Source organism: Marinobacter sp. NSM (assembly GCF_052380025.1).
Classification (GTDB): Bacteria; Pseudomonadota; Gammaproteobacteria; order Pseudomonadales; family Oleiphilaceae; genus Marinobacter.
Genome location: NZ_JBQTCK010000003.1, coordinates 580,912 through 602,037 on the forward strand (window position 1 = coordinate 580,912; position 21,126 = coordinate 602,037).

At 57.2% G+C, this 21,126-nt stretch carries 17 protein-coding genes and 1 pseudogene; 5 read left to right on the forward strand and 13 right to left on the reverse strand.

The genetic code is table 11. The features are described from left to right. Window position 1: 1 nt before the first annotated feature. Together ACTZWX_RS10275 and ACTZWX_RS10280 are read right to left on the reverse strand one after the other, a co-directional pair. On the reverse strand, window positions 2-304 hold the full coding sequence (locus ACTZWX_RS10275) for a hypothetical protein (RefSeq protein WP_444713832.1): 303 nt from the start codon (window positions 302-304) through the stop codon (window positions 2-4). Then, window positions 301-1,212, reverse strand: coding sequence for an esterase/lipase family protein (locus ACTZWX_RS10280; protein ID WP_444713833.1), 912 nt, complete (start codon window positions 1,210-1,212; stop codon window positions 301-303). Before ACTZWX_RS10280 ends, ACTZWX_RS10275 begins: the two co-directional genes overlap by 4 nt. A 233-nt stretch (window positions 1,213-1,445) precedes the next feature. Between ACTZWX_RS10280 and ACTZWX_RS10285 the strand changes: the two genes are divergently transcribed. Then, the gene (locus ACTZWX_RS10285; protein ID WP_444713834.1) at window positions 1,446-2,045 is read left to right on the forward strand and encodes an ATP-dependent zinc protease family protein; all 600 of its coding nucleotides are present in this window, start codon (window positions 1,446-1,448) and stop codon (window positions 2,043-2,045) included. On the opposite strand, the gene ACTZWX_RS10290 is transcribed toward ACTZWX_RS10285, so the two are convergent. The 5 genes from ACTZWX_RS10290 to ACTZWX_RS10310 all read right to left on the reverse strand — a co-directional run bounded on the left by ACTZWX_RS10290 (window position 2,042) and on the right by ACTZWX_RS10310 (window position 11,506). Beyond that, window positions 2,042-2,932 carry a DNA ligase gene (locus tag ACTZWX_RS10290; protein ID WP_444713835.1) on the reverse strand — a complete coding sequence of 297 codons (891 nt, stop codon included), beginning with the start codon at window positions 2,930-2,932 and terminating at the stop codon, window positions 2,042-2,044. The genes ACTZWX_RS10285 and ACTZWX_RS10290 overlap by 4 nt on opposite strands. Before the next feature lie 53 nt (window positions 2,933-2,985). Further along, a complete protein-coding gene (locus ACTZWX_RS10295) occupies window positions 2,986-3,423 on the reverse strand; it encodes a YtoQ family protein (protein WP_444713836.1) in 438 nt (145 codons plus the stop codon). A gap of 66 nt (window positions 3,424-3,489) precedes the next feature. Beyond that, window positions 3,490-8,754, reverse strand: coding sequence for a DNA repair ATPase (locus tag ACTZWX_RS10300; protein WP_444713837.1), 5,265 nt, complete (start codon window positions 8,752-8,754; stop codon window positions 3,490-3,492). Between the two features lie 78 nt (window positions 8,755-8,832). Beyond that, window positions 8,833-10,836 carry a flotillin family protein gene (locus tag ACTZWX_RS10305; RefSeq protein ID WP_444713838.1) on the reverse strand — a complete coding sequence of 668 codons (2,004 nt, stop codon included), beginning with the start codon at window positions 10,834-10,836 and terminating at the stop codon, window positions 8,833-8,835. A 43-nt stretch (window positions 10,837-10,879) separates the two neighbouring features. Then, complete coding sequence (locus ACTZWX_RS10310; protein ID WP_444713839.1) at window positions 10,880-11,506, reverse strand: hypothetical protein; 627 nt, start codon at window positions 11,504-11,506, stop codon at window positions 10,880-10,882. 206 nt (window positions 11,507-11,712) lie between these two features. On the opposite strand from ACTZWX_RS10310, the gene ACTZWX_RS10315 reads away from it, so the two are divergent. The 4 genes from ACTZWX_RS10315 to ACTZWX_RS10330 are packed head-to-tail and all read left to right on the forward strand — an operon-like array spanning window position 11,713 to window position 14,330. Further along, window positions 11,713-12,117 carry a YjfI family protein gene (locus ACTZWX_RS10315; protein WP_058091627.1) on the forward strand — a complete coding sequence of 135 codons (405 nt, stop codon included), beginning with the start codon at window positions 11,713-11,715 and terminating at the stop codon, window positions 12,115-12,117. 14 nt (window positions 12,118-12,131) lie between these two features. Then, window positions 12,132-12,827 (forward strand): PspA/IM30 family protein, encoded by a 696-nt coding sequence (locus ACTZWX_RS10320; RefSeq protein ID WP_072676040.1) that lies wholly within the window; start codon window positions 12,132-12,134, stop codon window positions 12,825-12,827. Between the two features lie 46 nt (window positions 12,828-12,873). Then, window positions 12,874-13,206, forward strand: coding sequence for a hypothetical protein (locus ACTZWX_RS10325; protein WP_444713840.1), 333 nt, complete (start codon window positions 12,874-12,876; stop codon window positions 13,204-13,206). A 29-nt stretch (window positions 13,207-13,235) separates the two neighbouring features. Then, window positions 13,236-14,330: a rhomboid family intramembrane serine protease gene (locus ACTZWX_RS10330; RefSeq protein WP_444713841.1), complete on the forward strand. Its 1,095-nt coding sequence runs from the start codon at window positions 13,236-13,238 to the stop codon at window positions 14,328-14,330. On the opposite strand, the gene ACTZWX_RS10335 is transcribed toward ACTZWX_RS10330, so the two are convergent. The 6 genes and pseudogenes from ACTZWX_RS10335 to ACTZWX_RS10360 form a co-directional block, all read right to left on the reverse strand. Next, window positions 14,303-14,566, reverse strand: coding sequence for a hypothetical protein (locus ACTZWX_RS10335; RefSeq protein ID WP_444713842.1), 264 nt, complete (start codon window positions 14,564-14,566; stop codon window positions 14,303-14,305). The two genes, ACTZWX_RS10330 and ACTZWX_RS10335, sit on opposite strands and share 28 nt — an antisense overlap. A gap of 57 nt (window positions 14,567-14,623) precedes the next feature. Then, window positions 14,624-14,866, reverse strand: a complete 243-nt coding sequence (locus ACTZWX_RS10340; RefSeq protein WP_444713843.1) for a hypothetical protein — start codon at window positions 14,864-14,866, stop codon at window positions 14,624-14,626. Between the two features lie 123 nt (window positions 14,867-14,989). Next, on the reverse strand, window positions 14,990-16,048 hold the full coding sequence (locus ACTZWX_RS10345) for a hypothetical protein (RefSeq protein ID WP_444713844.1): 1,059 nt from the start codon (window positions 16,046-16,048) through the stop codon (window positions 14,990-14,992). Then, the gene (locus tag ACTZWX_RS10350; protein ID WP_444713845.1) at window positions 16,038-20,078 is read right to left on the reverse strand and encodes a hypothetical protein; all 4,041 of its coding nucleotides are present in this window, start codon (window positions 20,076-20,078) and stop codon (window positions 16,038-16,040) included. The genes ACTZWX_RS10345 and ACTZWX_RS10350 overlap by 11 nt, the downstream gene beginning before the upstream one ends. A gap of 39 nt (window positions 20,079-20,117) precedes the next feature. Next, window positions 20,118-20,657: a DUF4123 domain-containing protein gene (locus ACTZWX_RS10355; protein WP_444713846.1), complete on the reverse strand. Its 540-nt coding sequence runs from the start codon at window positions 20,655-20,657 to the stop codon at window positions 20,118-20,120. 17 nt (window positions 20,658-20,674) lie between these two features. Continuing rightward, a pseudogene (locus ACTZWX_RS10360) lies at window positions 20,675-21,126 on the reverse strand (type VI secretion system tip protein VgrG); the annotation flags it as partial.

A 21,126-nucleotide genomic window follows, 5' to 3' on the forward strand; every position in this document is an offset into this window, starting at 1 on the left:
CTCATATTTCAGACAGGTCTTGCCGATACATCGACAACCGCGCCCCGGCAGACGCGACCCCTTCGGCAACCACACGACCGGCCAGCGACACGCTGTCGTAGCTGACTCTGGCGATACCATGGTGGCACACCCGAACAAGCCGGCTGCCGGGCCGAGTGACCGGAATGGCGTCCAGCACCCGAAAACTCTCGTCGGCAATGGAAAGGTGCACACGCTTCAACTTCACCGCGCCGTGATGCATGCCCTGGGCCACCAGCTCCGCCACACCCAGCCACCAGTGGGTATTGTTATCCGGTCCTTTCATGACAGCCACTCCTGCAATTGCTGACTCACCAAGGGGTGATGGGCCAGGCGAATATGGTCAACACCGGGAAAATTGGCGATGCCCGCCAGTTCCCAGCCTTCACGGCGTTCACCACGGGCGCTGGATTGGTGCACCAGGGCATCGCCAAACAGAACGTTCACAGGGTGCTGTTGGCCCTTGGCGAGCAGTCCGCTGATCACGTAATGCCGTGCACCCTGCAACAGCGGTTGATCCGAGGTTCCCGGTTCAAACACATCCCCCCGGGACAAGTTGCGGATACCCTCGCTGCGAAGGTCAATCACCTCGCCCACCACTTTCAGGTAATCCCGGGGCACCCGATTCAGCCAGCCTGCCGCTTTGTGGGCGCCAACCGCTAGCCAGGAGCCGTCGTGGGGGGAGCCGATGTACACACAATCCGGGTTCAGGCTGGCCCAGCGGTGATCATTCGCAGCCCCGTAATGACAGGCACTGCGAATCAGCAAGCCTCCCATGCTGTGGCCGATCAGAACAAGTCGTTTTACCGGCACCGGCCAGTTGGTTACCAGCCGCTCCAACAATGCGGCAAGGTCCTGGCCGTTACGGTAAATGGGCCGGCCGGTATTGAAACGGAGTTTGAGGGCCGAGGTATCGCCCAACCTGTTGGCAAGGTGAGTACCATAGTGTTCATCGGGCTTGGCTGGAAAGTCCCACACCGATTCCAGCTCCATCAACCCATGGATGGACAGGCAAAGCACACTGCCCGGCGCTGCGGGCTGGGGATTCTGCAGATCCAGCGCTTCGCCATCGGCAAACACCGTCATCGGCACCGCCAGCGGATTGCCGCGGTGTTCCAGCCAGTCTCCAAGAAAGCCGCTGGCAATGGCCGAAATGTGTTGCTGGACTCGCCCAGCGGAAGGAACAGACACCATGGTTAGTCTCCCGTGTGTATTTTCAGTGTACGCCCTTCGCGGTGCATTACACTGGCCATTTTCGGGCCAGAATGGCGGCCCCGGAGCAAATCCGGCGAGACAGGCTCACGGTTTGTTAATCTGCCCGAAAGGGCTACAGGCGATCGACCCTGATAACCTTCCGGGAATTGCACAGCAACAGACCGGCCCGTGCCGCTCCATTTTTCACACTGACCAGCCAGAGGAAGCATCCCATGAGATCTGCTGTCATCGCCCTGACCCTGACCAGCCTCCTGTTCTCTGCCAGCCCGGCCACGGCCGAGAGTCAGTCACAAGCATCGGCGGAGCCGGAAGTGATGGGCTTTGTGGAGTGGGTGGTGATGGGCGAGACCGGAATCCGGTTAAAGGCACGCCTTGATACCGGCGCCAAGACCTCATCTCTGCATGCTGTGAACGTGGAACCTTTCGAGAAAGACAGCGAGGACTGGGTACGCTTTCAGCTGCCTCTGGGTGACCACGAAGACCAGCCCAGCGAGGGTGAGCTGAAGCACGACGAAGTGATTCTGGAATTTGAGCGACCGGTCTATCGCACCGTACTAATCAAACGCAAGGGTGCCCCCTCCCAGCGGCGCTACGTGGTAAAAATGGACTTCTGCCTCGGCGGCAAGGTCCATGAAACCCAATTCTCCCTCACCGACCGGGGCAAATTTTCGTACCCGGTGCTGCTGGGCCGTCGGTTGCTGCGGGATGATAATATCCTGACCGATTCGGCCCGCACCTTCATCGCTGAACTGGAATGTGAATACAGCACGCTGGAGGAGCTGGCCCAGAGTAGCAAGGCCATCTCGCCCTAATCGGCCTTCGGCACCGGTTCATCATTCCGGACCCGAAGAAAGCTGGCAAATCTCGGCAAACCGGTGGCGGTCAGACCACGGTAGCGGAAGGTGATCATCGAGCCAATCGCCGGCGGATCCCCCCTGTCGACATCGGTAAACCCGGTCCCGATGCGAAACCGCCGGCCATCCGCCAGCTCAACTTTCAGGGCACCCATCAAGCCCTCATACTTGCCCTTGCCCGGCACGAGGCCAACCACTCGGGCTTCGGCGTCCTCATGGGTTTTCACCTTGAGCAGATCGTCTGAACGACCAGCCCGATACAGGCTGTTTCTGCGCTTCAGCATCAACCCTTCAGCACCGGCTGAGACAACCTGTTCAAGCCGTGCCTTCAGTTCATCATGGTTTGAAACCGAGCGTTGCTCCACCAGTTTCAGATACGGAGAACCAGAGGACTCTACCAGCTGTTTCAGCTTGCGATAACGCTGCTCGAACACCATTTCAGGAGCTGGCATGTCAAACACGTGAAACCTCACCTGACGCCACTCCTGATCCACCGGCTGCACCTTGCGCACCACCCCAGATAGCTCGGCAAAGCGCCCGCGACCTCTCCAGAGCTCACCATCCAGAGGATACCGGGGAAACTGCGCCGTAAACCAGTGTGGTACCGCGTAAACATGCCCACCCCGGGACCAGAGCTGCTCACCATCCCAATAGGCCCGGACACCGTCCAGCTTTTCACTGACCCAGTAATCCTGAAGGTTTACACCCGGGTGGTAGACATTCGCCAGGGGAATGGCCGGCGGCCGGGCGGCGGCCCGAACGGGATCAATAGCAAGTAACGCGAGAAAAAGCAGGCCGAGTGCCAGGGCTGCTGCCCTGACACCGCCGGTAGTGAAGAGTGGCATGTTCCTTTGCCCTTTTTTACATCCTGTTTGCAGTACTCTGAACGTCGCTAGCTTTAAGCAGTTACATACTTCAGCAGCTCAACCACCTGCTCCGGCGATTGTGCCCAGGCCATTGCGGCCGCGTCCACTTCCTTGAGCGGGTGCACGATGTCTTCATCGTGCAGGGTGATGTAAGGGGTGCCCATGGCGGCGCAGTAGCCGGCGTCGAAGGCCGCGTTCCACTGTTTGTACTTGTCGCCAAAACGGATCACCGCCAGGTCACATTGCTCCAGCAGGGTCTTGGTACGAATGGCGTTCACCTTGGACGACTGGTGATCCCGCCAGAAATTGTTCTCCGGCTTGCCCAGGAAATCACCCGCCGCATCGCTGGATTCGTGGTCGGTGTTGGCAGAGGTGAACTCAACCGGCAGGCCCTCCGCCTCGGCACCCGCAGCAATCTGCTCACGCCAGTCGGTGTGGATTTCGCCGGAAAGGTATACGGTCCAGATCATGGTGGGCTCCTTAAGCTTGATTAAAGCCGGCCAGTCTATCCTATCCCACAGTGTTCCTGTACCGGCTCAACCCTGCATCCCGTCCTGCGTCAGCAATCTGTCCTGAAGATCCCGTATAACCCTCAACACCCGGCTCATTTCCTGTTGGGTTTTCAGATCCAGGTCCAGCTTGCCATCCATGGTTTTCACCAGTGGCACAATGGATTCCTCGAAGATTCTCGCAAAAGCCATCAGGGCATCGCCCACTTGCGGCGGGCTGTCCAGGTTGACGGTGACTGCCGGATTGAGTTGCACCGATTGCAGGCCTTCGGTGAGGCCGGTTTCCAGGGAGCGGGACAATTGGCTCAGGGCCCTGTCGATATCCGGTTCGGACTCCCTTCGGCTGCCCATTCCGGCGACCAATTGCTGTCCCAACTGCTGCATGTGCTCGGAAATCAGGCCCAGCTGGCGCACCACTTTGACGCCGGTTTCTTCATCACCGCCGGCCTGTTGGCGGCGGCGGTATTCTTCGCAGATCGACTGCCAGCGGGCGGCTTCTGCCTCGCTCAGGGTGCCACGCATCTGTTTGAGTTTCAGCAGGTTTTCTTCCGCGCCCTGGGTCAACAACTGGGATTCACCCTGGTAGTGGTCATCAATCAGGGCTTCCAGCTCGTCCTCGCTCATGATCGGCGACAGTTTCTCTGCCAGCTTGTTCATGTTCCGGTAACTGCCCTGCAGCTTGAACGTCGGCTCGGTGCGATAGGCCTCGGCCTGGGCACTGGAGGCAATGTAGGCCTGATTCACTCGCAGTACGGTTTCCCGCACCCGGATCATTTTCTTCAGCAGGGAGACGATTTCGTCCCGCTCGGCAGCACTGTAATCGTGTTCGAAGTCGGAATCGGCCACGGCTTTGCCTTCGGCCAGTTCGGCAAAGCGGTAGAAATCCGCCATGCCCCGGGTGGCCAGGGGCGCCAGTACCGGATTGGAGCTCAGGCTGTTCTCGATGTAGGACAGTGCAAAGTCGTATTCCATACCGGAGAGCACATCGCCCAGGTTGTAGATATCGGCCCGGTTGGCAAGCATGTCGGGCACTTTAAACACTTCACCGCTCTCGGTGTAGGGGTTACCGGCCATGACCACACAGAAGCGTTTACCGCGCATGTCATAGGTTCGAGTCCGGCCACGCCAGACACCCTCAATGCGCCGGGTGCCGTCACACAGGGAGATGAACTTCTGCAGGAACTCCGGATGGGTGTGCTGGATATCATCCAGATACAGCATCACGTTGTTACCCATTTCCAGCGCCAGGTTGAGTTTGATCAGCTCTGCCTCGGCGGTGGAGTGCGGCGCTTTTTCCGGGTCCAGCGAGGTGACGTCGTGGCCCAGGCTCGGGCAGTTGATCTTCATGAAGATCAGGCCCAGGCGGTTAGCCACATATTCCATCAGGGTGGTCTTGCCGTAGCCGGGTGGCGAAATCATCATCAACAAGCCGGACTGGTCTGTGCGCCGGTCTTCACCGGCGGTACCCATCTGCTTGGCCAGGTTGTCGCCGATGATCGGCAGGTAGCTTTCGCTGATCAGTTTGTTGCGCACAAAAGACGACAGCGGCCGGGGCCGGAACTCCTCAAGGCGCAGCTGATCGCGCCAGCGCTCCAGGACTTTGTGGCGGACTTCCTGCAATTGCTGCCAGCCGGGAATGATTTCCTGGCGGTGGTAGCGCAGGCGCTCATCGAACTCGTCCAGCTGCAGGCTCAGGGTGCGCTCGTTTATGCGACTGTGCTGGCCCAGCAGGCCTTCGATATGAAAGGCCAACTCAACGCTGCGAACGCCGGTCTTGATGGCATCGCCCACATTGAGGACGGCCACCACTTCCGGCAGGTAATGCATCAGGTGTTGCTGGTCGGTTTTGTCCATCCAGGCCTTGAGCCAATGCCGGGCAATGGTCCAGCGAGCCGCCGGCTGACCGCTCACTACCTCCAGCGCTTGCTGATACTGCGCAAACTGGTTATCCCGTTTCAGGGCCTCGGTGAAACCGGCTGCCAGCTCACCCGCATAACGGGTGATATCAAACTGCTCGGTTTCCTCCGCCAGCTGCTGCACTAAATACTGGGCCGCCGACTCAATCAGGGTGCGCTCAGCACTGCCTTTTTCCACCAGCGCCAGCTGGTGTTTGGTGGCGAACTCCGACATCAGTGGAGCAAGTTCCTGCTCCAGGGAGTACAACAATTCGTTCGACTGCATCATCCGGCTGAGAATGCCGGCAGACAGGCAGCGTGAACGCAACTGTTGCGCTGCCAGATCCTGCCGGGCCACCTCGGCCCAGTAAAGCATCGCCAGGGCACGGGCCTTGGGGCTGAATCGAAGTAACCCGGCGCTCTGGATAGCCGGCCAGAGGGTACTGACGATCAGGGCCGCATCGTGGTCGTGAATGCCTTTTTCATAGCCTTCACGGTAGCGGGGGGAGGCGAATTTTCGGATGTAGTCGGTCAGCTCATCCAGGTCGGCCACGTTGACGGGCAGATCAGACGCCTGCCGGAATTCCTCGATCACCAGTGCCGCAAGATACTCGGCCCGGTAAACCTTGTCCGACTCCGACGGCTGGCTCATGTTCCAGTAGCCCCGCAGGCGGTCCAGCTCTGGCTCGTCCAGGCGTTCATAATACTGGGTGCCGGTCAGGTGCAGCAGCACGTGGTCGTCTCGCGGGATCAGCGTCAGGTCCAGCTCCTGCTGGTTAACGCTGAACCGGTGCTTGCCCAAACGGATCACGGCGCCGCCATCTTCAAAGATATCGGCTTTATCACGAACACTTCTGAGCGCGGTGTCCTGGGCGGCCTTGAGCTGCCCCAGGCAGTCATCCGCTTCCATAGCCGCGCCCAGCTCCCGAAGCTCTTTGGCCATGCTGCGCAGGCGCGCCACCATGGCGTCGGAGGCGAAGAAGGCATGCAGTTCTTCCGCGCTGGCGAACCGCTCGGTCCACCGGGTGACGTTCCGGAGTATGCGTTCGGCCGCGTCGGTGAGGGTTGTCACCCGGCGCTGCTGCTGATCCTGCAGTTGCTGGCGCCGGGCTTCAATGCTTTCGTGGGCATTCTCACGCTGCTCCAGAATGGCGGCAAGAAACTCATCGTATTCGCCAAACTGGCTTTCCAGTTCCTGCAGCTGGTCCAGCATACGGGTCATCAGGCCATCGCATTCCCGCACATCGGTCAGGGAACTCACGCCGTTGGCCAGGCTCTGCTCAAACAACCGCAGCCGGGCGGCAAACTGGGCCCGGGCCTCGGCACTGCCCTGCTCTTTCAGGCGCAGTTCCGCTTCCGAGCGCTGCTGGTTGATGGTGGCGTAGATGCCGGAGATGTTATCGGTGATGGCGGTTTCCAGGGCGGCATCGTCACCGGCCATGGACGCCAGCATGCCCTGAATCATATCCAGCCCGGAGGTCAGCTCCCGGTAGCGATCCACGATCTTGCGCAGGGCGTCCCGGGTGTCGGCCTCGGCAAGGTCAGTCTGCAATTCGGTCAGGGTCTTGCGATAACCATCCAGCGCCTCCGGTGAGGCCAGAAAACGGAAGGTTCGCTCCGTCAGCCGCTCTTCAGCGTCGGCCAGATCGCTTTCCAGCGTGTCGATACGGGCTTTATCGGCATACCGCCGATCATTCAGAGTGCGCACCCGCCCCCGATGTTCACGCAAGCGGGCCAGGTAACTGACGAACTGATCCGGGGCTTTCCAGCTGTCTGGCTTCAGGTCTCGCATCAAAATGCCCTGAGCCTCAGCCACGTCGTTAATGGCGGTTTCCGTCTGGGCCCGGATGCTCTGAACTTTCTCATACTCATCCAGTACCAGTTCCGCGGTGCCACGGATGGTTGTCAGGTGCTGATGAAGGCCAGAGAAAAGAGCCTCTTCCTGCCTGCCAGACAGCCAGAAGAACTGGTCGAGCACCCGATCAACGGTGCGAATCAGGCTGGTGAAGTGGCGTTCACTGGCGCTGGAGGAATCCACCAACGTTACCACCGTGTTCAATTCGGCAATGCCTCGGACCAGTTCCGGATTGCCAATCCGAGCCAGTTCCGAATCGTTTGCCACGCTGGCCTGCGCATGGAAGCTCTCGGAGGTAAACGGGGTTTCCCATACCTGCAGCGGGTGCACCAGGGTCGGTTCGTTATCGGCGTTGAAAACCACCAGATGGCCGTTCTCGAATAGCGCGAAACCATGGCCAATCAAGGGCACGTCCGCCTGTTTCCGAATCAGGTTGTAGCGAAACAGAATCACCTGCCCGGTGAGGTGCTCGTAGAACACATACAGCATGTCCTCACCGTTCGGTGAGCGCAGCGTGCGCTTGAGCCGGAAATCGCCATCCGGAATCTGGAAGGTTTTCAGCTCACCGGTGGTGAGGTAATAGCCGGAGGGGAAAATGAGGCCATGATTGTCCGGCAAAGACGCCACCGAGCCCGCCATGGCATCCACTCGCTCAACCTTGCGCTGGGTGCGATTGAACAGGTAGTAGCGCCAGTGTTTTTCATTGAACGGCAGAATCCGCACCAGCAGAATCTCGCCAAGGTCAGCGTAGTCAAAGCTGGCGTCGTCCAGCGACTGGGAGTCAGACTCCACGGCGTCCTGATAGATGCCCTCGCCAGTGGCGGTGTTGTTCTCCACCTTGAAGGTGATGTTGCCCCTAAGGTTGTCGACAAACAGGGTGTCGGCAATGTTCAGGTGAGGAGAGCGGCCCTGTACCTGGCTGTCACGACCAACGGTTTTCCAGTGGAAACTGAAACGGTCCAGGAAGGTCAGGTCGCGCTCGCCCCGGTTGTCCACGTATCGGTTTACGTTACCATCCGGCTTCAGCTCCCAGCGGAACACCCTCAGGTCATCCAGCTTGTCACCAATACGGAACGCCATCAGCAGCATGCCCTTGAGGATGACAAGCTGAGACAGGGTGGCGGTGTTGTAGTATTGCTGCAGTTCCCGGAAGTCTGTGGCGAAGCGGGCATCGGTCAGGAAGGAGCCTTCGATGGCGGCTTCGGTCATTTCGAAACCGCTGTCGCCGTCATTCAGGTGGTACAGCCTGAACACATCCTCAACCGCCAGGGACTTGCGCAGCCCAAGCTGAAGGTTGAAACCGAACAGCAGCTTGTCACCGAGACGAACCACATCCCGTGCAATGGCATTGTTTTCGGTTCTGACCCGGGCCCGGCCAAGTACGTTCATGCCGGCACTGCCGAAAACCTCCTCCCGAGCCTGGTTCAACCCGGACACCTGCTCCCGGAGCTGTCCGCCCTGCTCTTTCAGCCGCCGCTGGATGGTTTCGAAGGCAGAGCCTTCCTGAACAATGCTTTCAAGGCCGGTGCGATCCGTCGACATACCAAATCATCCTGAACTGAAGGGAAATCGGAATGGGAACAGCGACCGCCGGGGCTTGGGCCGGCGGTCGCTGGGGCTTCAGGCGGTTTCCGAAGTCCGGCTGGACTTCTCACCGGAAACCCGTCCGGCGATGCCGGCCAGGGCTGCCTGCAGCGAGGGCGACTTGTCCAGAACGCCCTGCACACTCTTGCCATAACCCAGCCCCTGGGCAAACTTCTCGAAGATGCCGCCGTCGCCGCCAATCATTTCAAACTTGGCGTCTTTCAGGGCCGCCGCCATAACGCGACCATTTTCCAGCAGGCCGGTCTTCTGGGCTTCGATTTGCGCCATCACTTCCTTCTCATGAACTTCCAGGTTCATGCGGAATTCTTCGAAGTGGCGGGCTTCTTCAGACATACCATCGTAGGCCTTCAGCTTCTCGACCAGGCCAGACGCTTCGGCCTTGGCCATGGCTTCGCGGGCATCGGCCTTGGCCAGACCCATGCGCTGCTCGCCTTCGGCATCCGCCAGTACCATGGCTTTACGAGCATCCGCTTTGGCCAGACCCAGTTTCTCTTCGCCCATGGCTTCAGTTTCAAGGCGCTGTTCCAGCACCCGTACTTCGGCCAGGCCGGCTTCTTCGTCAGCCTTCGCGGTGGCCGATTTAACTTCAGCACGGGCCAGACCATCCGCACGGATCGCGGTTGCCTGAGCTTCCTTGACCTGGGCATCAGCCAAGCCATCGGCAGCCGCCATGGCCTGACGACCACGGGCCAGCTTCTCATCCGCCACCGACTTCTTCTCGGCGGCATCCAGGTCTGCCTGGGCTTTGACTCGAACTTGCTCAGCTTCAAACTTGGATCGTTCGAAGGCGGCTTCCGCAGCTTTCACGTCCATCAGTTTCAGTTCTTCGGCATCCGCTTCCGCAGCCACAACCTTCTTGACCTTCAAACGCTCGGCTTCAGAGCGGTTGCGCACATCCTTGATATTCTCTTCTTCTTCCGCCACACTGCGCTCAACCGCAATTCGCTGACTGGTGATGTCGGCAATTTCCTTACGCTCGCCTTCCAGCGCCTTCTCCATACCGATGCGCTCGATTTCTACGGCGCGCTCACGGTTTACATCTTCCAGCTCACGGGCCTGGCGAATGCGCACTTCCTCAATCTGCACCGCGCGCTCACGGGCCTTCATGGCCATCTCGATCTGGCGCTGCTTGTTTTCCTCGGCAATGGCCAGCTCTTCATCGGTCTTGATGCGAGCGGCCTCAGCGCGGGCACGCTCCTGCTCACGCACCTGCTCGGTTTCCGAGGTTTCGCGGGCCTGCAGGGTCTCGATTTCGCGACGCTGACGGGCTTCGGCATCCGCCTGACTGCGCTCCAGCTCCAGAGAGGCCTCACGGGCGGACACGTTCTTGCGCTGAATTTCCAGCTCTTGGTCACGCTCCAGGCGGTTGGTTTCTACGTTGTGCAGTGCGGTAATTTCGGTGATCCGCTTGATACCCTCGGAATCCAGAATGTTGTTTGGATCCAGAGAGGTTTTCGGTGTCTGCTCCAGGTAATCGATGGCCACGTCTTCGAGGATGTAGCCATTCAGATCTTCGCCGATGGTTTGAACGATGGAATCCCGGAACCGCTGCCGCTCTTCGAACAGCTGCATGAACTCCAACTTCTTGCCAACGGTTTTCAGCGCTTCACTGAACTTGGCATTGAACAGCTCATTGACCGCGTCCCGGTCAGAAGCACGGCCAACGCCTACCGACTTGGCAACCCGCAGCACATCTTCTGCGGTTTCGTTGACCCGCAGGTAGAACGCAACGGTGATATCCGCCCGCAGGTTATCCTTACAGATCAACCCTTCCTTGCCGGTGCGGTTCAGCTCCAGGGTAATCACCGAGATTTTCATGGTCTCGGAACGGTGAATAACCGGCAGAACCATAGCGCCGGTGAAGTACACCTTCGGGGTGGGCGACAGGTCGTTCACGATCAGGGCCTGGCCCTGATCAACCTTGCGATAGAAGGCCTTGAACAGGGCCAGGATGCCCAGTATCAACAAGACCAGAACGCCGACAGTCATGAAGACCGGGATGATCCAAGATAAATCCATTTACGCTTTCTCCTGAGCTGATTGGAAGGACGTTTGTGCAGGGTTAACCGGCGGATTCACCGGACAGGAATTCAGCTTCCGGCACCACCCACCAGGCGTTGGCGTCCGGAATGTGTTCAATAAGAATGGCCCGCTCACGATGGGACAACGGGGAATGGCTGCGCACCTGCAACACCAGGTGGGCACCGTCCAGATGGGCTTCTGCCCGCCCGGATGTTTCAGAAACCGAGGACGAAATCACCACGCAGGGTGTTCCGATAATGCGTTTTTGCAGAGGCGGCAGATAGGCGCGGCGAAACAGGGGCCGAAGGGGTCGAACGACAATGGACGTGGCCAACAGGCCAGCAACCAGGGCTGTGAACATTACCGCCAGCGCGTACAACCAGTGCAGAATGCCCGACGGCACCAGTGCGCCCAAGGCCAGATCAATGAAATAGCTGGTCAACCAGCCAGCCAGGAACAACAGGGTGAGCACCAGCGGCAGGGGCACGCCTTGCAACCCGAGGGTCACCATCAGGCCACTGAAATCACCGGCCACATCAAGATCACCCTCGGCATCGACATCGCCCATACCGGAAAGGGAAATCAGCCAGTAGATAATGGCCACGCAAAGCAGTACGGAGAAAACCACCGTCGGGAAGGAGAACGCAACTGCGAAGAATGTTTCCATACGCGACCAGACATCCGTTCCGGTAAATCCATACGCTGACAGTTCATGTCAACCATTAGGCGTTGTTTATAACGCAAACAAACTATTTCTTGCAAATATTTAATTGCGGAGTATAGACTCGGCTTATTGACATAAAATGTCAAGCGACAGGACAAGGTTCGTCCGGATCGGCCGAACCGATTCAATGCCACAGGAAGGAGCTATTCGTGGACACTCAATCCCTCACCCTGGCCTTGGGTGATGCTACCCATGCAGGCCGTACCTTTGATGTGATGCCCGTAGCCGGTGACGAGCCGGTACTGCAAGTGGTCGTTTCCGGCGCTGAAGAAACGCCGGTGTACGTTACCGTAACCGACACCCAGATTCTGTGCCTTGCGTACCTTTTTGACGAACAGGAACTGAACCCGGAACGCCTGAACGAGCTGCATGAGAACATGCTCCGGCTGAGCGTACCCATGCCCCTCAGCGCGCTGGGAAGAACCGGTGATCACTACGTGGTGTACGGCGCCTTGAGCCCCACCTCCGGTACGACCGAAATCATGCAGGAACTGGTCACGCTCGCCGAGAATGCCATCGACCTGTTACAGACTTTTGAAGACTACCTGGCTTGAGTGAGGGCTGAACCATGAGAACCGTACTGAAGAAAATTCTGACCGCCATGCGCGGTGGCGTTAACGAACTGGGTGAAGCCGTTGTGGATGGCCAGGGCAACCGCATTCTGGAACAGGAACTGCGAGACGCCGAACAGGAACTGAAACAGGCCAAGCAGGAACTGGCTGCCCTGATGGCCGAATCCGCATCGCTGGCCCGGCAGATTCGCGTTGAGCAGGACAGTGCCAGCAAACGCGAACAGGACGCCAGCAAAGCCCTGGCCGCCGGCCAGGAAGACCTGGCCCGGGAAGTGGCAGAGCGCATTGTGGGCCACGAACGCCGTGCCGGGGAACTGACCCAGACCCGCGAATTGCTGCAACAGCGCATCAGCGGCCTGAAAGAGCGCGTACAACGGGCAGAAAAGCAACTGGCCGACTACCGCCGGGAACTGCAGGTGGTGAAAACCAACGAGCGGGTACTGCGCACCACCGCCCAGATCGACACCAATATCAACAGCAACCAGTCTTCCCTGAGCACCGCCAAGGAAACGCTGGAACGCATCCGTGACCGCCAGGCCCGGGAAGAAGACCGGCAGAACGCCAGCGCTACGCTTGAGAAGGAACTCACTGGGGCAGACCTCGATGAGAAGCTCAAAGCCGCCGGCATTGACAGCGAGCAAGACGCGGTCAACGATGTCCTTGCCCGCCTGAAAGGCAACCAGGCTCAGTAACACGTTGCGCGCCCCCAATACGGGGGCGCCTATCCAGGCTAAGCTAATGGCAAAGAAACCGGACTGGTCAAAAGAAGAGCAAGCGGTTCAGGCAGTGCAACTGGCCTTTGATCTCTCCAACGATATCCAGCGCGCCTTCCGGGTGTCTGCCGCCCTGCAGGACATGACCACCGCTGATATGGTGCGCAAAGTCCTGCAACTGCCTTACCGTAAGAATCGCGCCAGGCCACGGCTGACCATCACCCTGCGGGATGAGGATTTTGAGGTACTGGCGCAGAAGTACGAGCTAGATCCCAACGACCGCGCCGCGATCCGGCAGCGGGTGGCGGGGGAGTTGCAGGCGTTTGCCAAACACTACCTAACGGAATCCGACCAGTAATCGCAGGAAGTATCCAGGGAAAGGAAGTTATGCCCAGAATTCGACATCAACGTTGCCCGGCCTGCAAAACCGACAGCCTCGCTGCCACCAGCAACCCGTCCATACTGGACTGCCGGCAATGCCATGGCCTGTGGTTTGAAGACGGTGCCCTGAACCACGCCATCGCCCATCAGCACGACTGCATTGATGACTACGACCATGAACTCCACCTCGGACCGGCTTTACGCCCCAGCGATCGCCAGTGCCGCCGCTGCCAGGTGCCGATGGTTCATTACCAGCTGTTGCAACATTACACCACCGAAATCGATTGCTGCCCGGAGTGCGACGGTGTCTGGCTCGACAAGCATGAGATTGATCAGGTGATGCACTCACCGAAGCTAAAGCAGGCCCTGAGCGATCTGAACAAAAAAGTCACCTGGAAGTCCTGGCTGTTCCAGTTCCTCACATCCATGCCCGTGGAATACAACGTGCAGCCGCATCGCACGCCCTGGGTTACTCGCTTGCTGATTGCACTGTGCAGCCTGATTTTTGTGGCGGGGATGTTCGCTCCGGCTACCAACGAATGGATATTCGTGAACCTGGGGCTGAACTCAGACACCCAAAGCCCGGCGCACTTCGTTCTCCAACTGCTCACCTACCAGTTTGTTCATGGTGGGCTGATGCACCTGGTGGGCAATATGTATTTTCTCTGGATTATCGGCGACAACCTCGAGGATGCACTCGGCCATGGTGCCTTTCTCGCAATTTACCTGTTTGCCGGCGTGATGGCAGCCCTGGCTGAGTTCATGTTCTTCGACACCGCCCAGGGGCCACTGCTGCTGGTGGGAGCCAGCGGCTCCATCGCCGCGCTGTTCGGGCTTTACCTGTTGTGGTTCCGCCACGCCAGCCTGACCTTCATGATCATCGTGTACCAGAAGAAACTGGCACCTCACTGGTACTTCCTGATCTGGAGCCTGATCAACCTGTTCGGGATGTTTACCGCCCAAGGCGGCGTGGCCTGGGCAGCGCACCTTGGTGGTTTTGCCCTGGGCTTATTGCTGGGGTATCTGATAAAAGACTATGTGCTCAGGAAGAATCCGCTGATTGCTTTGCTGAATCAGCCGGAGGCGGTGTTGCGGCGGTAAATACCGCCGCATGCGCTCACTGGATGCTGGCCAAGATCACCAGCCCGGTCAGGCGACGCGATAAAAGCGAGATGGTCCTGAACTTCGACCAGTGCGGGCGTCTCGTCACCCTCCTCAGTCTTAGAGAAAACAGCATAGAAGGTAGGTCGCTGCCAACGTCGCACCAGAGCAATGTAGTCTTTGCTGGCGACGACTTGTCCAAATTCCTCGATACTTACAACTGATTGTTCGTCCATGACGTAATTTTTCCCTATTTCCCCAAAAGTCACAGCCCCACTCAGTGGGGCTTTCATTCAAGCTGCGTTGATTTTGCGCTCAATTTCCTTCAAACGGCGGCGCATGGCGTCATCCACCTCTTCGGGCTTGATCCTGGAAATGATGTTCCGAAGTACCCGGATTTCGTTCTCATCAATCACACCATCGCGCTCGGCGATGCTCATGATTGAGCCCAGTTCTTTAGCGTCGAGCTTGCCGTCATCAGTAAAGCACTGGATGGACATGAACGACATTTCCAGGTGGTCCCGGCTTCCTGACATGGTGTTCTCCTTGTGGTTACACGTTGTTGATGGTTGACAATTATGGGCGGAAGTAATTTCAGAGTGGTGGAGGCATGACAAGGTGCTGTCATCGCCGTCCCTGGAATACGGTGAAGCGAGTATTCATGAAGCGTATTGCAACTTTTCTGCCATCACATTGCTCCGCTGGGCAGTGTCAATGATGGTGACTTCGGTGAACATCCGATCTACATGCTTCTTGAAGGTTTCATCATCCATGTCCCGCCAGTATCGCGCTGGCCGGCCCGTCTTCAGGTCATGCTCAGCCGTGGTCGGATCCAGCGGACGGTATCGCTCCAGCATGGGCAGCTCCGGCAGCGGCTTGGTGATGTCCATATAATTCTGGATAAAGTCCCAGTAGGCGTAGCACATGGTAGCGCTGCCATGTGCGCCAAGGATATCGCCAACGGTGACGTCCAGTCTGCTGTACCGGTGAGACAACACCAGATCAAACAGAGTGCCGAAACGATCTACCCGGGCGCAGCACCAGGCATCAAATTCGTAGAAGGGTTTTTCGATCACGACCGGAGGCTTTCGGGGCACGAACGGGAGTTTCCGAGAATATTGCCAGACCTTGATCATGCCGGTTCGGCGGTTGAACTCCCATTCGGGGCCGCGGCCGTTTCTGAAAAGACATTTGGGGAAGAGGCGGAAGGCTAGGTAGGAGATGAGGATGAGAACTAAGCCTCCGGTCAACAAAACAAGATCCCCATAAACGAAACCTTGCATATATTCAGACCAAGTCTGCCCCCTATTCCCTACCAGCGGAGATGTAAGCATTAAGACTAAGACATACATCGGAGAGACAATGTAGGCCCAGATCTTTCCTAAAACACACATCATGTCAATAAAGCGTGCCTGAAACGCCAGAGGTGCATGCCGGAAGCATTCGTGATTGTTCTCGACGTATAGCCCGAGCTTGTCAGCCAAATCTTCCTTTTTCTCCAACCTTCTCAGTTTTTTTGGTGGATCATCAGACATGAAGGTCGGGGGCACCACCTCACGGGTATTACCCCAGGGCAGTCGCAGACTGGCGGACCGATCCAGTCCTGTCCGGTTCAATTCCTCTACCTGATTCTTCTGAGGAGGAATAACATCAGAACGGTAAGCGAACTGCCCGTAATGATCACCGGCGAAAACAGCGCTGGATAAATTATTCAACATTTTCCTGAACTCTCTGACTGTACCAGAACGGCTGGTTGTTTCGATTGAACTCAGGTTTGCTATGGGAATCGTTATCCTTGTTAAAGGACAAAGAATCCTCGGGAGGCGGGGCCGGGAAAACCATCAACAAACCATCAGGTGTTTTACTCGCCTGAATCTGCACTTTAGCCTGCCAACGATAGGTCTTTGTTTCCCAGACATCGCCCTCCCAGAACCAGCTATCGAGCTGCCGTCGCTCATTGGCAGGAGCATTAAGGTAGACGTGCGCTCCTGTTTCAGACTGCTCCGTCAACAGTCGGTACTGTTCCACATCGTCTCCAGCTATCTTATTTACGCGGACCTGGCCTCTTCCTCTGGTAACCGCAATCGTTTCAAAAAGTTGGAGCTTGACGATAACTTTGGAAAACATCCCAGAACTGAACAACCCAGGAATAGCACTTTCGATTACCAAGCGCTCACCGGAATTTGACAGTGCAAGTGACCTTCCATCAGGCTCACCTTCTTCTAACGAAAGGGCCTCACGGGTAGCTAGACGTAAAGGGTTGTACTCTAGGCGAACTGAGACGCCCATCAAAAGGCTGATCAATCGATAGTATGCTTCATCCGGCTCTTTTAGAAAGGGCTTCTCATTCAATGGTCCGAAAGGACCGTGCCTCATCCAAATATCCAGAGGCTCATCACTGAAGGCTAATACAGTGGCCAGACCTGCCACCGCAAGTACCACACCGGCAACCAGCCAGCCTTTTGGTCCAAGTACCAGCAACAAGCCAGGCTTGCCAACCAGACTGGCAAAGCCAAACGCCACACCGCTTCCGGCCAGAAGACCATAGCCAATGGCCGCCCCTGTGTTGCCCATCCGGTATTCGTAGTAGGCATCAAAACCGGCATCCAACGCCATCAAAAAACCAGCCGCTGCACCTAGGCCGCTTCTTATTGTCAGCGGTGCCCCGAAGCGCTTAGCAAAGACTGCCCCGACGCCGCCCGGTAATTGTAAAGAGAGAATTTTTGATGGGCCTAGCACCCATCTTTCACTGATAGCAACGCCCGCTGCGGCTATGTCTATACCCGCACTAAGCATTTTGACGTTAGAGGAAAAAGCTCCTTTGACACGACCTTGGTATGCGTCCGCGGCCCAAACGCTCGAAATGTTATGAACTTCCATCAAGCCAACAAACACTGGAAAAACCGGCTTGCTCAACACTCGGTAAAGTCTGCTGGATCTTTTACTGCTGATCTCGGCCTGATCAACCCGGTTAGCAGCATCATTCGCTGCTTCAAGTTCACTTACATATTGCTCTCTTCCATTAACCCGCGCGCTATCTCGTTCAAACGCTTTCAGTTCTCTCTCCGCGGTGTCCAACTCCTGCTTCGCAGCATCTAATTTTCGCGCAGCTATCGCGGCTGCAGCTGCAGGGGTGTTCGGTGCGTTATCCAGTGCCCCTTCCAGAGCTTCCAACGCATGCACTGCCTCTCGAAACCGGGATTCTGCAGCAGAGATCTCCTCCAACGCTCTGGCAATTGCTTCGGTTTTCGGGATAACCAACACATAAACATCATCCGCAACGTCTGAAGCAATACCGGCTGCGCTGCTCCGCTTCTTATTGGTGGACGCCTGAACTTCCTGATCAGCCCCCTGCTGAACAAAGTCCCCGAACAACGCGATATCCCGTTGATTAGCGAACTGCCTTAGCCGGCTCTTGCTGATTTCGATAACCAAATAATCCTTCTGCAACGCCTTGGAGAAACGTTTAAGTTCCATCTTCCCGAGCAAACCCGGTAGTGAGCGGCGCAACTGTTCGATTGATCCGGAGTAGAGCTTCATCCGGCCAAGAATCGCGGTTTTTGCAATTGCTTGCTGTTGTAGCATTAACCCTTGGTAACGGGTTTCCATCTGGCTCAGCCGGTTCCGAATATCCGCAAGCTCAGCTTCCTTACCTCTGAGGTTATCTAACCTCCGCTCAACAGCCCAACGCCGGTTTTCAAGTTCGGTCTTTTGCGTCCGAAGGGTTTCAAATTCTTTGCGAATATCTGCAAGTTCACTATTTCGGGCCTGAACCGCATGACTTGCGTGATGGATCGCAGCCCACATATTGCCGTGAACCCCCATCAAGACCTGGCCACCTATGCGCATGCCTGTTGTCAAAACCGTTTCAAAGGAACCGGCGGCGGCTTCAACCGCAAGTTCAAGACCATCCATGGTTTTGAGATCCTCAATGTCTGGCAGATCCATCTCAGCCATTGCGGCCAGATCCGTCTCCCGGAACCTGCCGTTGCCGTGATTGGGCTTAGGTTCAGCGGGCGCCTCATAGGGCTTTTCCAGGTCTTCCGATTGAAAGCGAGGGAACAGCAAGGAATGTAAGACTCTGCTATGGCGACCCTCACACAAACCCTCTAGCCATCGTTTCCCCTGACCGTCCACGGCCCCTTCAACTTCTACGTCGAGAGCATCGCACTCCGCAGGCTCTGTCACCAGATTCATGACCAGAGAAGTCACAAAGTTGAATGCACCTGCATAGTCGTAACTGGAATGTGTGAATAGGTCTGTCAGCACATGATGACTGCGCTCATCGGATAGCCGCTCTAACAATTCCGTGTGAACGCGATCCAGATATCGCCTGGCCATTGCTCGCTCAGACACAGACAGCGAACGCTCCAGCTCCACCCTGCCATCTCTTTTTACCTCAAACATGTGCTTATGGAGCGGATTTGGCTCAGAGCCGATCAACTCAGGCTCAAGAACTGAGTGGACCAATAATGCAGAATCGAAATAGGGCCTGAACCGGGCCCGGCGCAATGCCGCATTCATAAACCAGGCGGCAACCTGACGACGACGCTGGTTATACCGCAACTGGTACACCGGATCATCCAGCCGGATGGCACCGATACCGCGAGTCTTGGCTTGCTCTGTGCAGTCCGCCACACAAGATTCCGAGCCATTCCAGGAGAATGGTTCCGGTTCTTGAAGCCGGCGCTCCTGCAACCGTTCTGCCTCTGCGAGGCTCAGTTCTTGGAGTGTGTTATGCAAACAATTTGACAGTGCTGTCATCTCGGGACGTTCGTCTTCCGCAACCGGGTCCTCAGGGTCGGGATCTTCTTGCCGCTGGTGCATCGACACTGCAGCCCGCATCGCTGTGTCGTGGTAAATCCCGTCGAGGTCCAGCAAGTACTTTTCCGGCCGATCGAACTGCCACTCCAGAGCGGGCTTTCTTGGCCTCTGCGGCTCCAGCAGTTCTGCGAGAAATGCAGTGGTATTTCCGTTTGACACACTAAGATTGGCAATGTCTTCTTTATGATTAGTGTCAAACTGCATCCTGATCAGGTTACAGCGATTTGAACGATCACCATCTGACCGCTCAAGGTGATTCACGCGCTCACCCGGCCACTGTGATTCGCTGTACGCCGCTTGCAGGTTCAGCCAGCCTCCACCGATCCTGGCTGGCAGCCAGATTTCTTCCAGCCCGGTTCCAGTCACGTCGCGATAGCCAGCCCTCAGCTTGCCATCGTCCGCGCGGTGGTCAGACAAAGCTACATCGCAGTATCGGGTAACGCCACTTTCATCAATCTGGATCTCCAGTTCCCGCCAAAGCTTTCCTTCATGAAACAGGTAAAGGAATCCAGCTCTGGCAAGTACATGGTGAACCGGGTTGCTTCCATGCAACTCAACACCAGAGATCAGCGTGGCGGGAACAATGGGCAAAATAACATGGCGTTGCCGCTCCATCTCCCGATCAACACGAGCCGCTCCTTCGAGGAACGGTACTCGAATCGGGCTGCCCTCGGCTTCGATCTCGATCCAGATATTGCGACTGGGTTGCCCTCGCCAGGGCCAAACGTGAAGAACCGAATCTTCCAGTGGTTCAACCTGAACCTGATTTTCCAGCCATTCCTGCTGCTCGTAGTTGGTGTCATCAAAGATTCTGAAACTGTGCCCGTCCGGATGATCCCTACCCATCACCTCAATAATCACTGATTCGCCCTCACAGGCGGGGCCACAGCTTCCGGCAACCTGGTTCGAGTTGTTCTCAGACATCCCTGTCATTCCTTGCTTTATCTAGCGGTGAATTCATTCTCAGGCAATAACGGTGTTCAATGCCTGCCATTGGCTTTCGTTCAGTGTGGGCACAGGTAACATGTTAAACGGGCTTGGTTTTTCGGTGGTTAGCCAGCGGGCCTCACCGGAATCACCATGCCAGTAGATAACGCGCTCCACCACATCCGCTTGGTCCTGGACCACGGGAGATAGCCGATGCCAAACATTCGGGTCGTAGAAGCGCAAAAGGCCCTGTCGCTGCCCATCGAAGCGTACTCTCAGACGCGCTCTTAGCCATTTCGTGACGGACTCGAGTCCTTCTGACGACTCCAGAATCAGGCCCGTTAATCGTCCCTCTTTCAATCCTTTCAGCGCCCACTGGTATTCAGGGTTACTTTGGTTTGCTTCCAGGACAACAGGGCTTTCAGCCAGGTATTGCTGCCAGTCTGTTTCAGCAAACAGGTGCACCCACTTCGGGTTGTCTGCCTGCTCATACAAAGACCGCACAACCGGTGGATTCTGGCGGGCTTCCAACACCAGGTAACGCACTTTGTCAGATGAAGGCTTTGGTAATGCCATGGACCGTCCCCCTCCGATTATGCCGACTGGCTCTTGCCACAGGGGCAATTCCCGAGCGGACATGAGCCATCAGGTTGTTGCTGGCACTGCTCAACAATGGCCGTTCCTTGCATGCGCGCTTGCTTAAGGCGGTGAGCTACGACGGCTTTTGGCTCGGCATCCATACGTTGATCGGCTTCCGCCAACGCCACCGGCGCCACAACCCCGCCCGCAGCCGTCACCAACCCAGGCCTCTCCGGCACCTGCACTTTCTGCCCACTGCCTTTGCCACCAGCGCCACCGGCGTTCATCTTGATGCTCGCGCCACCCAAAGCCACGCCGCTGGGGTCGATCTTTACGAAGCTGCCACCGGCTTTGAGGGTGATTTCGGCACCGGCTTCGATCACCGCTTTCTGGCCGGCTTTGATATGCAGTTCGGTGCCCGAGTCACTGAGCCAGGCGGTGCCCGCTTTCAGGTGCAGGGTGCCGG

Bases quoted from the DNA above. Each gene is read 5' to 3' on its own strand.
- ACTZWX_RS10275 (WP_444713832.1), bottom strand. From the start codon at position 304: ATGAAAGGACCGGATAACAATACCCACTGGTGGCTGGGTGTGGCGGAG.
- ACTZWX_RS10280 (WP_444713833.1), bottom strand. From the start codon at position 1,212: ATGGTGTCTGTTCCTTCCGCTGGGCGAGTCCAGCAACACATTTCGGCC.
- ACTZWX_RS10285 (WP_444713834.1), top strand. From the start codon at position 1,446: ATGAGATCTGCTGTCATCGCCCTGACCCTGACCAGCCTCCTGTTCTCT.
- ACTZWX_RS10290 (WP_444713835.1), bottom strand. From the start codon at position 2,932: ATGCCACTCTTCACTACCGGCGGTGTCAGGGCAGCAGCCCTGGCACTC.
- ACTZWX_RS10295 (WP_444713836.1), bottom strand. From the start codon at position 3,423: ATGATCTGGACCGTATACCTTTCCGGCGAAATCCACACCGACTGGCGT.
- ACTZWX_RS10300 (WP_444713837.1), bottom strand. From the start codon at position 8,754: ATGTCGACGGATCGCACCGGCCTTGAAAGCATTGTTCAGGAAGGCTCT.
- ACTZWX_RS10305 (WP_444713838.1), bottom strand. From the start codon at position 10,836: ATGGATTTATCTTGGATCATCCCGGTCTTCATGACTGTCGGCGTTCTG.
- ACTZWX_RS10310 (WP_444713839.1), bottom strand. From the start codon at position 11,506: ATGGAAACATTCTTCGCAGTTGCGTTCTCCTTCCCGACGGTGGTTTTC.
- ACTZWX_RS10320 (WP_072676040.1), top strand. From the start codon at position 12,132: ATGAGAACCGTACTGAAGAAAATTCTGACCGCCATGCGCGGTGGCGTT.
- ACTZWX_RS10325 (WP_444713840.1), top strand. From the start codon at position 12,874: ATGGCAAAGAAACCGGACTGGTCAAAAGAAGAGCAAGCGGTTCAGGCA.
- ACTZWX_RS10330 (WP_444713841.1), top strand. From the start codon at position 13,236: ATGCCCAGAATTCGACATCAACGTTGCCCGGCCTGCAAAACCGACAGC.
- ACTZWX_RS10335 (WP_444713842.1), bottom strand. From the start codon at position 14,566: ATGGACGAACAATCAGTTGTAAGTATCGAGGAATTTGGACAAGTCGTC.
- ACTZWX_RS10340 (WP_444713843.1), bottom strand. From the start codon at position 14,866: ATGTCAGGAAGCCGGGACCACCTGGAAATGTCGTTCATGTCCATCCAG.
- ACTZWX_RS10345 (WP_444713844.1), bottom strand. From the start codon at position 16,048: ATGTTGAATAATTTATCCAGCGCTGTTTTCGCCGGTGATCATTACGGG.
- ACTZWX_RS10350 (WP_444713845.1), bottom strand. From the start codon at position 20,078: ATGTCTGAGAACAACTCGAACCAGGTTGCCGGAAGCTGTGGCCCCGCC.
- ACTZWX_RS10355 (WP_444713846.1), bottom strand. From the start codon at position 20,657: ATGGCATTACCAAAGCCTTCATCTGACAAAGTGCGTTACCTGGTGTTG.